Consider the following 12038-nt stretch of genomic DNA (forward strand, 5'->3'; position numbering starts at 1 on the left):
GAGGCAGTCGTGTTTTTGTTCAGTAGGGAACTGACTAGTGATTTGAAGTCAAACATTTAGCCCGGCTTTATAGGAAATTATGTTTTCATTGGCATATCGCTATATCTTACGCCACGCACAGGCGTGGGTGAAACGGTAATTCTCATTATTTACCCATATGCTTACAAATAACAATCGCTGGAATCGGCGACAGCGGCTGACATCGCTGCTGTTGCTCGGGGTTTTGTCGCAAACGGCCTGGGCGGGCAACGGGGAAGAGCTTGGCGCGTATCCGCCGCAAGGCGTGGGTTTGGTGCTGGGCGGCGGCGGCGCGCGCGGTTTCGCCCACCTGGGGGTGCTGAAGGAACTGGAGCGTTTGCGGATTCCCATCGCCTGTATCGCGGGGACCAGCGCCGGCGCCCTGATTGGTGGTATTTATGCAAATGGCTTGCCTTTGGCGCAGATGGAGCACGAGTTCGACGCCGCCGATTGGGACGCCTTGCTTTCCGGCAAGCCGACGCGGGCGGACGTGCCCTACGATCGCAAGCGAGACGATTACAAGAACTATCTGGACGTTACCTTCGGCTTGAAGAAGGACGGCCTGAAAGTGCCGCGCAGTGCGATCAATTCGCAGGAAATCGAGCTGTACATCCACAAGCTGACGCGTGATCGCGTGGTGGGCAGTTTTGATCAGTTGCCGATCCCGTTTCGCGCGGTGGCCACCGATCTGGCCACTGGCGAACCGGTGGTGTTCGCGCAGGGCTCGCTGGCGCGCGCGCTGCGCGCCAGCATGGCGGTGCCGGGCTTGTTCGATCTGATCGAGGACGACGATGGCCGCCTGCTGGTGGACGGCGGCCTGGCGCGCAATCTGCCGATTCAGGATGTCAAAGGCCGCTGCGCCGATCGGGTGATCGTCGTCGACGTGTCCACGCCGCTGATGAAGGCGAAAGAGATCAACAGCCTGTTCGATGTGGTGGCGCAGACTTCCAATCTGATGGTCAGCCGCAACGCCAAGGAGCAGTTGCGGAAGCTGGACAAGCGCGATCTGGTGATCAAGCCGGATTTGAGCGGCTATACTGCGGCCTCTTTCAGCGAACACCAGGCAATCACCCAGCGCGGCGAGGAGGCGGCCAAGGCTCTGGCCAAGCAGCTGTCGGCCTATTCGGTGTCGGAAGAAGAGTACGCGGCGTGGAAGCGCCGCTTGGAGCGGCCGCACTTCCCCTTGATCGACAAGATTCAGGTGGAAGGCAAGCCCGGCCAGTTCACCAAGCCGGAGCAACTGGCCAAATCGCTGGCTTTCTCCTCGGTGGTGGAGCCGATCAGCAGCGCTCAGACCCGTCTGCGCGGCGTGTTCGCCGGCGGCGACTACGACCGGCTGACCTACCGCGTGGACAGTGTGTCCGGCCGCAATGTGATGACGGTGTCGCCGCTGGAGCGCAGCATCGGCCCGAACTTTCTGCGCTTCGGCCTGAATCTGAGCAGCGCGACGCCGGGCGAGAGCAATTTCAACTTTTTGGCTTCGCATGAATGGCGCAACGCCAATAGCGCCGGCGGCGCCTGGCGCAACGATGTGTCCATCGGCCAGAACAAGCTGTTCAAGACCGAGTGGTACCAGCCGCTGTACGAGGGCAGCCCGGTGTTCGGCGCGGCGTCCTTTGGGTATCGACAGGATTTTTTGTCGATTTATAACGCGGACCATTCGTTAAATACGGAGTGGAACAATGATGTGGGCAGCGTGCGTCTGGATGGCGGCGTGGCCTTGGGGCGTTACGGCGAGTGGCGGATTGGCGCGTACCGGGACGATAATCACTTCGGCTCGCGGGTATCTTGGTTTCCTGGCTTGGTGCCGTCAAACTTTCGGGATACCGGGGTGGGCACCAGCTTGGTGGTGGATCAGTTCGACAATCCGCGCTGGCCGCGCTCTGGCTACTTCTTTAGTGGCCGGTTGACCAAGAGCATTCCATCCTGGGGCAGCGATGTCAATCTGACCAACTACGATACGACCATGGAGTATGTCAAGACTCTGGGCAGTGTGACGATGCGCTTGACCGCCAAGAACAAGGGCGCTTTGAATCTCGACGACAGAGAGGATGCCCAGACCTTGCCCAGATCGCTGGGCGGCTTCTTGAATCTGAGCGGTTATCAGGACTCCGAACTGATTGGCGATCGCTCGTCCCTTTTCCGCTCGATGCTGTATTGGCGAGCGTCCAGCCTGCCGTCGGCGATTGGCTCCGGCGTTTACGCCGGTATCTCGATGGAGCTGGGCAAGATTTGGGGCCGAGTGCGAGCTGAAGACCTCTCGTCGCACGATACTAACTGGATTCCCGCCGGATCGGTCTTCCTCGCCGCGGACACCATCATCGGGCCGTTCTTCCTTGGCGTTGGCACCGCCAAGGGCGGCAAACCCACCGCCTATCTGTATCTGGGGTCCGACTACTGAGTCGATTGTGGCTTGGGCCTGAGGCTCATCAAACTAAAAACGCTATATGGCAGCCGCCATATAGCGTTTTGTTTTTATTGACCTGGTGGGGGCGAACGGCTGCTCCAGCCCACGCGTATCGATCTTTCGGACGGTTGAATTTTAAGTTCTTGTATTTTCTGTTGTTGATATGTGACGTAAAAATACAAACGTTTGAATAATTCTGGTGTTTTGGACCGCTTTCTCCTATTACCAATCTTGGGCATGCAAATAAGAGCAAATACTCAGCCCGCATTGATCAACTAGAGGAGAAACACCATGAAGAAGTTGTTACACGGAGCATTGCTGTGTCTGGGCCTGCTGTTGCCCCTGTCCGCCGCCCACGCCGCCGGCGGCTATACCCAGACGCGCTACCCCATCGTGCTGGTGCATGGCTTGTTCGGTTTCGGTCAGTTGTTGGGAGTGGATTATTTTTATCAAGTGCCGGCGGCCTTGCGCGCCGACGGCGCGCAGGTGTTCGTGGCTGAGGTGTCTGCGCTGAACAGCAATGAGGCGCGCGGCGAGCAGTTGCTGCAGCAGGTGCAAAAAATCATCGCCATCACCGGCGCCGCCAAGGTCAATCTGATCGGCCATAGCCAGGGCGTGCCCACGGCGCGCTACGTGGCCGGGGTGCGGCCGGACCTGGTGGCTTCGGTCACTTCGGTGGGCGGGGTCAACAAGGGGTCGGCGGTGGCCGACATCGTGCGCGGCGTCGCGCCTCCGGGATCGGTGTCCGAGGCGGTGGCGTCCGCGGTGGCCAAGGCCTTGACCGCGGTGATGCAGTTCTTCGCCGGCACCACCGGGCAGCCGCAATATCCGGTGGGCGCGTTGGATTCCCTGACCACGGCGGGAGCCTCCGCCTTCAGCGCCAAATTCCCGCAAGGGGTGCCGACCAGCGCTTGCGGCGAGGGCGATTATCAGGTCAACGGCATCCGCTACTATTCATGGACCGGTTCGGCCACCGTCACCAATGTGCTGGATCCGCTGTCGGTGCCGATGGGCGTGCTGGGCTTGGCCTTCGGCTCCACGCCCACCGATGGCCTGGTCAGCGCCTGCTCCGCGCATCTGGGTCAGGTGATCCGCGATAACTACCGGATGAACCACGTCAACGAGATCAATCAGAGCTTTGGTCTGGTCAGCCTGTTCGAGGTCAGCCCGGTGAGCTTGTACCGGCAGCAGGCCAATCGCCTGAAGAACACGGGCCTGTGATGTTGCGGGCCTGGATGGGGTGGGGCTGCGCGCTGCTGCTGGCCGCGCTGGGCTGGCTGTGCGTGTCCGGAGCCGACGACGCGGCGGCGCAAACCGGAGTCGCCGCGCCGGCGGCGGCGCCGTCCTTGCGCGGCACCCAGGCGGATGGCCAAGCGCGCGTGGAGGCGAGCGGGGCGCTGAGAGTGGACGCGGAGCTGCGGCGCTTGTTCGATTACCAGTTGGCGACGCTGGGGGAGAGGGACTTGCCGGCGGTGCGCAAGGCGGTGCAGCAGGCCTTGCAATCGCAATTGGGCGCCGCGGCCTTGGGGCAGGCTTTGGCCTTGTTCGACCGTTACGTCGCCTATCGGCGAGCCTTGAGCGAGACCAAGCTGGCGGCGGGAAACGTGGCCGAGGGTTTACAGCGGATGAGGGCGTTGCGTCTGCAATTCTTGTCCGCAAGCGAGGTGGCGGGCTTGTTTGGCGATGAGGACGTTTACGACGACTTCACCGTCCAGCGGCTGCGCATCGCCGCCGACGCCGGTTTGAGCGCGGAGCAGAAGGCGGCTAGGCTCAAGGCCTTGGAGGCGGCTTTGCCGGCCGAGCTGCGCGCGGCGCGGCAGGAGCCGGTCAAGCATCTGGCGCTGGCGGAGGCGGAGGCGGCTCTGAGGAAGAAGGGCGGCGGCGAGCAGGAGTTGTACGCCTTGCGCGCCGGCATGGTGGGGCAGGCCGCCGCCGACCGTTTGTCGCAGCTGGACCGCGAACAGGCTCAGTGGCAGGCGCGCATAGACGGCTACCGACGGGAGGCGCAGCGCTTGCGGGCGGCGCCTGGTCTGGACGCCGCGCAAAGACAGCAGGCGCTGACCGCCTTGCGCGCGCAACGCTTCAATGCGCAGGAGCAATTGCGGCTGGACGCTTTCCTCCCGCCGCAATAGCCGGCAATGTTTTAGCGGTCCGTCGGGTTTCGAAACAGCCGGGAGAGTCCTTCTCCCGGCTCTTTTTCGCGCATGAAGGCTTCGCCCACCAGGAAGGTGTGCACCTCGTGGCTGCGCATCAGCCTCACGTCGTCGACGGTGGCGATGCCGCTTTCGGTGATGGCGATGCGGCCGTTCTCGATTTGCGGCAGCAGCTTCAGCGTGGTGGCCAGGCTGACTTCGAAGCTGCGCAGATTGCGGTTGTTGACGCCGATCAGCTCGGTTTGGAGTTGCAGCGCCTGTTCCAGTTCCTCGGCGTCGTGCACCTCGGCCAGCACCGCCATGCCCAGTTCCATCGCCAAGGCCTCCAGTTCGCGCATCAGCGGCAGTTCCAGCGCGGCGGCGATCAGCAGAATGCAATCGGCCCCCATCGCGCGGGCTTCGTATACCTGGTAGGGGTCGACGATGAAGTCCTTGCGCAGTACCGGCAGCCGGCAGGCGGCGCGGGCGGCCTGCAGATAGGCGGCGTCGCCCTGGAAATACTGGCGGTCGGTCAGCACCGACAGGCAGGCCGCGCCGTGTTCGGCGTAGCTGGCGGCGATGTCGGCCGGACGGAAGTCCTCGCGGATCACGCCCTTGCTCGGGCTGGCTTTTTTGATCTCGGCGATGACCGCGGCCTGGCCCAGCGCGTGTTTGGCGCGCAGCGCGGCGACAAAATCGCGACGATCGCCGCTGCGCGCTTCCGCGGCGGCGCGGACCGCGCTCAGCGATTGCTGGCGCAAGGCGGCGGCGATTTCTTCACGCTTGGTGGCGATGATGGTGTTGAGTATGTCTGACATGCTTGGGTCTGCAATCCGGGCGAATCGAAAGAAACGACCATCATGCAGGAACTGCCGTGGCCTTGACAAGCCGCGGCGCTCAGGGCCGGCTGGCTTGCTTCTGCCGGCGCGGCACCTCGACGATGCGCGGCGCGTGGCCGGTCAGGTCCAGGAAGCGCATCAGCTCAGCCATCGGCAGCGCCAGCGTGCTGGTATTGACCAGGGGGTGGCAGAGGATGGCGTCCCGGTGGCTCAAGTCCTGATCGACGACGATGGCGACCTGGCGGTCGCGGTCGTTGAAGGCGGCCAATAGCGTCACCGCGCCCGGGGTCAGGCCCAGATAGCGCTGCAGGCGCTCCGGCGAGGCGAAGCGCAGGCCTTTGAGCTCCAGTTGCTCGCCCAGGGCCTTGATGTCGACGCCGGCGTCGGCCGGCACCGCCAGCAACACGTGCTGGCGGCCCTTGGCGTCGCACAGAAACAGGTTTTTGCATTCCGCGCCGGGCAGGCCCGGCGTCAGGCGCGCGGCTTCTTCGCAGGTATAGACCGGCGGGTGGTCGAAGCGCTGATGGCGGATCTGGTGCTGATCGAGAAAGTCGTACAGAGCGTGTTCCATCGCCTCAGGCTAGCATGGCGACGTGGGGGGCTCAATGGTCGCGCCAGCGGTCTTCGAACACCAATTGCTCCAGCGGCTGGCGGCTGGCCCACTTTTCCTGTTCCAGCATCGGTTGGGCGTAGAACTCGGCGACATGGCCGAGGCAGAGCACGGCGATGGGCTTGGCGCCTTCCGGCATGCCCAGCAGCGCGGAGAGCGCGACGGGGTCGAACAGTGACACCCAGCCCATGCCCAGGCCTTCGGCGCGCGCCGCCAGCCACAGGTTCTGGATGGCGCAGGCCACCGAGGCCAGATCCATCTCCGGCAAGGTGCGGCGGCCGAACACATGGCGTTCGCGGCCGTCCATCAGGGCGGCCACCAGCACCTCGCCGCAGTCGCGGATGCCTTCCACTTTCAGGCGCAGGAATTCCGCCTGGCGCTCGCCCAGTTGATCCGCGGTGCGCAAGCGCTCCGCGTCCACCAGCGCGCCTATTTTTTCGCGCAGGCCGCGGTCCGCGATGCGGATGAAGCGCCACGGCTGCATATAGCCGACGCTGGGCGCGTGGTGGGCGGCTTCCAAGAGGCGGCGCAGCAGCGCCGGGTCCACCGGGTCCGGCAGAAAATGGCGCATATCGCGCCGCTGCTCTATCACCCGGTAAATGGCGGCGATGTCTTGATCGGGGTAACGGTGCATGGCGGGCCTTTCTTTAGATGCTGTTCAAGTCTGCGGCGCTCCAGCTCGCCAGCCTTTGAACAGGCTCTGACAAACAGATGCGGGGATTATTCAGTGTCGGAGGATAGCGGCTTTGTCACAGCTGGCAAATAGCATGGCGGCGCTTGCAGGCGGACTCATGACTTCGGTCAAGCGATTCAGCGGATTAGACGCTTTTGGCATGAGTTTCCCACATGACGCGGCGCATGCGGGCGTGATAAAGTGGACAGTCTGAATTCCAACGTCGCCGCGCCTGGCGCGGCGCGTTCGGCCATAGCCCGAACCGCTATCGCATCTTGATGATTTAGAGGACTTTCCGTGACCCGAATTGCAGAACTAGAACCCAAAGTCGTCTGGGAGCACTTCCAGACCCTGTGTGAAATCCCGCGTCCGTCCAAGCATGAGCAGCAATTGCGCGACTACCTGAAAGGCTGGGCGGAACTGCGCGGCCTGGACACCGTGGTGGACGAGGTGGGCAACCTGATTATTCGCAAGCCGGCGACCCCGGGCTACGAAAACCGCGTCGGCGTGGTGCTGCAAGGCCATCTGGACATGGTGTGCCAGGCGAACACCGGCACCGAGCACGACTTCTTCAAAGACCCGATCCGCCCGACGCTGCAAGACGGCTGGCTGGTGGCGGAAAACACCACGCTGGGCGCCGACAACGGCATAGGCGTGGCGCTGGGCATGGCGGTGCTCAATAGCGAGGAGGTGCCGCACGGTCCGATCGAGGTGCTCTTGACGCTGGACGAGGAAGCCGGCATGGGCGGCGCGCTGGGTCTGGGCACCGGCCTGCTGCAAGGCCAGTACCTGATCAATATCGATACCGAGGAGTGGGGCGAGTTCTATATGGGCTGCGCCGGCGGCGTGGACGTCAATGTCAGCCGCGGCTACGCGAGCGAGACGCTGCCCACCGGTTACCAGGCCGCCAGCCTGGTGATCAAGGGGCTGCGCGGTGGCCATTCCGGCGCCGACATCCACCTGGGACGCGGCAACGCCAACAAGATTCTGATCCGCCTGATTCGCGAACTGGAAGCGGAAACCGATCTGCGCGTGGCCTCGTTCAAGGGCGGCACCGCGCGCAATGCCTTGTCGCGCGAGGCTTTCGCCGCCGTGGCCTTCCCGGCCGCCGACGCGGCCAAGGTGGCGGCCAAGCTGGACGCCTTCCAAAGCCTGCTGCGTTTCGAACTGGCCGGCGTCGACGAAGGCGTCACCGTGGTGCAGGAGCGGATTGAGCTGGACAAGGTGCTGGCGCGCGCCGACCAAGGCGCCATCTTCGCCGCGCTGCACGCGGCGCCGCATGGCGTCAAGCGCATGAGCCAGCGCGTTGAGGGCGTGGTGGAAACTTCCAACAATCTGGGCGTGGTGGTGCTGGAGGACGGCAAGCTGTTCGCCAACCTGATGGTGCGCTCCTTGCTGGATTCCGGCACCTGGATGCTGGCGCGCGAAGTGGAAAGCCTGTTCCTGCTGGCCGGCTGCCAGGTGGACATGGAAGGCGGCTACCCGGGCTGGGCGCCTAATCCGCAATCCAAGCTGCTGGCCCTGTTCCAGCAAGTCTACGCCAGCGAGTTCGGCGGCGAGGCCCAGGTGCAGGTGATCCACGCCGGCCTGGAGTGCGGCATCCTGGGCTCCAAGTATCCGGGCATGGACATGGTGTCCTTCGGCCCCAATATCCGCGGCGCGCACGCGCCGGGCGAGCGCGTGGAAGTGGAGTCGGTGGGCAAGGCCTGGCATTTGCTGAAGGCGGTGCTGGCCGCGGTGCCCGCGCGCTAAATCGCGGTCCTTGACGGTTTGAAGCGAACACCGGCCGGCGCCAGCGCTGGCCGGTTTTGTTTTTGCCGTCCTGGTTTTGCCCTATGATCACAACTGATCACGACAGCCGCGCCGCTGTTAGTCCTTGTTCAAAGTCCGCCGCGTAGCGCGAGACGGATGGTAAAGGGGCGTTGAAAACCCGCTCCTCGCTTTTTCAGCCGCAAGGCCTTGCCTCGCCCTGGTGCGCGAGATTTTGAACAGGCTCATCTTTCGCATGGAGACAAGCGATGAACGATTCCATCAAGCGATTATTGCTGACCGGCGGCCTGATCGTGTCGCTGGCCATGGGCATACGCCATGGCTTCGGCTTTTTCATGCCGCCGATGACTCAGGCCTTCGGCTGGAGCCGGGAAGCCTTCGCCTTCGCGCTGGGCCTGCAAAACCTGGTCTGGGGCCTGGCGCAGCCCTTCGCCGGCGCGCTGGCGGATAGGCACGGCTCCGGCAAGGTGTTGCTGGGCGGCGCCTTGTTTTACGTCGCCGGCCTGGCTTTGATGACGGTGTCCGGCACGCCCTTGCTGTTTTCGCTGTCGGCCGGCGTGCTGCTCGGTCTGGCCTTGTCCTGTGTCACCTACAGCGTGATTTTCGGCGTGGTGGCGCGCAGCGTGCCGCCGGCCTATCGCTCGCGGGCGATGGGCATCGTTGCGGCGGCGGGCTCTTTCGGCCAGTTCGCGATGATTCCGGTGGAGCAGGGCTTGATCGACGGCCTGGGCTGGTTGCCGGCCTTGCTGATTCTGGCCGGCTGCGCGGCCTTGATGCTGCCCTTGTCCGGCTGGCTGGCGCGCGAGGACCGGCCGGCGCAAAGCGCTGCGAGCGCGCATTTGTTGCGCAGCATGGCCGATACCTTCGCCGCCGCCTGGGCGGAGCGCGGCTTCCGCCTCTTGATGGCCGGTTATTTCGTCTGCGGCTTCCAGGTGGTGTTCATCGGCGTGCATCTGCCGGCCTATCTGCGCGACCACGGCCTGGGCGGCGGCGTCGCCAGCCTGGCGCTGGCCTTGATCGGCCTGTTCAACATCTTCGGCACCATGGCTTTTGGCGAACTGGGCAGCCGCTGGTCCAAGCCCGGCCTGCTCAGTTTTATTTACCTGGCGCGCAGCGTGGTGATCGCGGCCTTCCTTCTGCTGCCGCTCAGCGGCGTTTCGGTGGCGGTGTTCGCCGCGGCGATGGGCTTTCTGTGGCTGTCCACGGTGCCGCTGACCAATGGGGTGATCGCCGGCATGTTTGGCGTGCGTCACTTGGGCATGCTGTCCGGCGCGGTGTTTTTCTCGCATCAGGTGGGCAGCTTTCTGGGGGTGTGGCTGGGCGGGGCGCTTTACGATCTGCTCGGCAACTACGATCTGGTGTGGATGCTGGCGATAGCGCTGGGCTTGCTGGCCGCCGCCGCCAATCTGCCGGTGCGGGAAACCCCGTCGGCCAGTTTCGCCAAGGAGGATGCGTGAGAACCTGGCTGTTTTCCATCGGCGCGGTCTTGCTGCTGGCCTGGCTGACCGGGATGTATCTGCGCGCGGATTTCGTGGTGGATCTGGCCAACCGGGTGTGGACCTGCTTTGGCTAGGAAACGGTTCAAGGTCCGCGGCGTTTCGGCGATACGGTGTTGAGAGCGTCTTTGGAATGCCGGCGCACTCCGCTTTCTCCGTCGTTTTCGCCTTGTCTCGCTCTAGCTCGCAAGATCGTAAACACGTTCTAAGCGCGGGCCGGTCTCTTGGGTTTTCTCGCGACAAAGGCTTGCGAGCCTGGCCTATCTCGCGGAAACTGAGTGTTTAGAGACGCGCTCGCGGCTAAGCCGGGCGGCGCGTCTTCACAGGATGTGTGCAATAGAGAAAGACTGGAAGCCGTGTCGGAACATTTACTTAAACAGCACCGCGACGCCATCGACAACATCGATGTGGAAATCCTCAATCTGCTGAACCAGCGCGCCACCCATGCGCGCGAAATCGGCGAGATCAAGGGCGGCGGCATCATTTATCGGCCCGAGCGCGAGGCGCAGGTGCTGCGCCGCGTCAAAGAACTGAATCCCGGCCCCTTGCCGGGCGAGTCGGTGGCGCGCTTGTTCCGCGAGGTGATGTCCGAATGCCTGGCGCTGGAAAAGCCCTTGTCCATCGCCTATCTGGGGCCGGAAGGCACGTTCAGCCAGCTGGCCACGCTCAAGCATTTCGGCCACGCGGCGCGCACCGTGGCCTGTAGCTCGATCGACGAGGCCTTCCGCCTGGTGGAGTCGCGCGGCCTGGATTACGTGGTGGCGCCGGTGGAAAACTCCACCGAAGGCGCGGTGGGCCGTACGCTGGACCTGATGGTGACCAGCCCGCTGAAGATTTGCGGCGAAGTGGTGCTGCGCATCCATCACCATTTGCTGCGCAAGGTGGAAGGCCTGGACGGCATCCGCCGCGTGTACGCCCACGCCCAGGCGCTGGCGCAGTGTCACGAGTGGCTGAACAAGAATCTGCCGGAGGCGGTGGAGCGGGTGTCGGTGGCCAGCAACGCCGAAGCGGCGCGGCTGGCGGCCGAAGACGAGGGCGCGGCGGCGATCGCCGGTCAGGCCGCGGCCGAGCGCTACGCCTTGCTGAAGCTGGCGTCCAATATCGAGGACGAGCCCAACAACACCACTCGTTTCCTGGTGCTGGGGCTGCAGGACGTGGGCGTGACCGGTCAGGACAAGACTTCGGTCGTGGTGTCCGCGCCCAACCGCCCGGGCGCGGTGCACCATCTGCTGGCGCCCATCGCCGGCAATGGCGTGTCCATGAGCAAGTTCGAGTCGCGGCCTTCGCGCGCCGGGCTGTGGGACTATGTGTTCTTCATCGATATGGAGGGGCATAGAGACGACGCCAATGTGCGCCAGGCCTTGGCCGGCCTCGCCGAGTGCACTTCCTTCGTCAAGGTATTGGGTTCTTATCCGCTCGCGGTGCTTTGAGCGCCGGAGGGGGATGCAAGCGGGCCGCGCAGCGGCCCGTTGTGTTTTTGACGCTGATGTTTCAATAGGGGAAAAATAAAAATGAAAGCCATCTGTCTGTTTTGCGGCTCCAATAAGGGCGCCAAGCCCGAATACGAAGCGGCCGCGCGCGATTTTGGCCGCACCTTGGCCGAGCAGGGCGTGACCCTGGTTTACGGCGCCGGCAAGGTCGGCCTGATGGGCGTGGCGGCGGACGCCGCGCTGGCGGCCGGCGGCAAGGTCGTCGGCGTGATTCCGGAGTTTCTCAAGGCCAAGGAAGTGGCACATACCGGCCTGACGGAGATTCATGTCACCGAAACCATGCATCAGCGCAAGGCGCTGATGGCGGAGTTGTCCGACGGCTTCATCGCCTTGCCGGGCGGCTTCGGCACCTTCGACGAATTGTTCGAGATCCTGACCTGGGGCCAGCTGTCCTTGCACGGCAAGCCGGTAGGCCTGCTCGACGCCGCCGGCTATTACCAGCCCTTGCACCGGATGATGGAGCACGCGGTGGTCGAAGGCTTCGCCCGTCCCGGCAATATGGACCTGTTCCGCATCGGCGAGGACCTGCCCACGCTGCTGACGGAGATGCGCGCCTACCGGCCGCAAGAGGTGGCCAAGTGGCTGGACCTGGCCAAGGCCTGA

At 63.9% G+C, this 12038-nt stretch carries 10 protein-coding genes; 7 read left to right on the forward strand and 3 right to left on the reverse strand.

Features of this window, described 5'->3' with window-relative positions; translation table 11 throughout:
• Positions 1-283: 283 nt before the first annotated feature.
• From QUG03_RS18975 to QUG03_RS18985, 3 genes are all read left to right on the forward strand, one after another.
• Positions 284-2419, forward strand: coding sequence for a patatin-like phospholipase family protein (locus QUG03_RS18975; protein WP_500820670.1), 2136 nt, complete (start codon positions 284-286; stop codon positions 2417-2419).
• Positions 2420-2716: 297 nt separating this feature from the next.
• A complete protein-coding gene (locus QUG03_RS18980; RefSeq protein ID WP_500820671.1) occupies positions 2717-3646 on the forward strand; it encodes an esterase/lipase family protein in 930 nt (309 codons plus the stop codon).
• A complete protein-coding gene (locus QUG03_RS18985; protein WP_500820672.1) occupies positions 3646-4557 on the forward strand; it encodes a lipase secretion chaperone in 912 nt (303 codons plus the stop codon). The genes QUG03_RS18980 and QUG03_RS18985 overlap by 1 nt, the downstream gene beginning before the upstream one ends.
• An 11-nt stretch (positions 4558-4568) precedes the next feature.
• Here the strand turns inward: QUG03_RS18985 and trpC are convergent, their stop codons facing one another.
• The 3 genes from trpC to bluB all read right to left on the reverse strand — a co-directional run bounded on the left by trpC (position 4569) and on the right by bluB (position 6640).
• Entirely contained in the window at positions 4569-5375 is an 807-nt protein-coding gene (trpC, locus tag QUG03_RS18990; RefSeq protein ID WP_227103318.1) for an indole-3-glycerol phosphate synthase TrpC, read from the reverse strand.
• A gap of 79 nt (positions 5376-5454) precedes the next feature.
• A complete protein-coding gene (locus QUG03_RS18995; protein WP_227103316.1) occupies positions 5455-5967 on the reverse strand; it encodes a prolyl-tRNA synthetase associated domain-containing protein in 513 nt (170 codons plus the stop codon).
• Between the two features lie 31 nt (positions 5968-5998).
• Complete coding sequence (gene bluB, locus QUG03_RS19000) at positions 5999-6640, reverse strand: 5,6-dimethylbenzimidazole synthase (protein ID WP_227103314.1); 642 nt, start codon at positions 6638-6640, stop codon at positions 5999-6001.
• A gap of 336 nt (positions 6641-6976) precedes the next feature.
• Here bluB and QUG03_RS19005 point away from each other — a divergent pair, with 336 nt between their 5' ends.
• The 4 genes from QUG03_RS19005 (at position 6977) to QUG03_RS19020 (ending at position 12038) form a co-directional block, all read left to right on the forward strand.
• Positions 6977-8431, forward strand: coding sequence for an aminoacyl-histidine dipeptidase (locus QUG03_RS19005; RefSeq protein ID WP_500820673.1), 1455 nt, complete (start codon positions 6977-6979; stop codon positions 8429-8431).
• A 266-nt stretch (positions 8432-8697) separates the two neighbouring features.
• Positions 8698-9906 (forward strand): MFS transporter, encoded by a 1209-nt coding sequence (locus QUG03_RS19010; protein WP_500820674.1) that lies wholly within the window; start codon positions 8698-8700, stop codon positions 9904-9906.
• Positions 9907-10301: 395 nt separating this feature from the next.
• Positions 10302-11375: a prephenate dehydratase gene (pheA, locus tag QUG03_RS19015; protein WP_227103307.1), complete on the forward strand. Its 1074-nt coding sequence runs from the start codon at positions 10302-10304 to the stop codon at positions 11373-11375.
• An 81-nt stretch (positions 11376-11456) separates the two neighbouring features.
• The gene (locus QUG03_RS19020) at positions 11457-12038 is read left to right on the forward strand and encodes an LOG family protein (protein WP_500820675.1); all 582 of its coding nucleotides are present in this window, start codon (positions 11457-11459) and stop codon (positions 12036-12038) included.

The sequence above is a fragment of the Chromobacterium sp. CCUG 30098 genome (genome assembly GCF_059916605.1).

Coding starts and splice junctions, on each gene's coding strand:
- QUG03_RS19010 (WP_500820674.1), top strand. CDS start 8,698: ATGAACGATTCCATCAAGCGATTATTGCTGACCGGCGGCCTGATCGTG.
- QUG03_RS18980 (WP_500820671.1), top strand. CDS start 2,717: ATGAAGAAGTTGTTACACGGAGCATTGCTGTGTCTGGGCCTGCTGTTG.
- QUG03_RS18985 (WP_500820672.1), top strand. CDS start 3,646: ATGTTGCGGGCCTGGATGGGGTGGGGCTGCGCGCTGCTGCTGGCCGCG.
- bluB (WP_227103314.1), bottom strand. CDS start 6,640: ATGCACCGTTACCCCGATCAAGACATCGCCGCCATTTACCGGGTGATA.
- QUG03_RS18995 (WP_227103316.1), bottom strand. CDS start 5,967: ATGGAACACGCTCTGTACGACTTTCTCGATCAGCACCAGATCCGCCAT.
- trpC (WP_227103318.1), bottom strand. CDS start 5,375: ATGTCAGACATACTCAACACCATCATCGCCACCAAGCGTGAAGAAATC.
- QUG03_RS19020 (WP_500820675.1), top strand. CDS start 11,457: ATGAAAGCCATCTGTCTGTTTTGCGGCTCCAATAAGGGCGCCAAGCCC.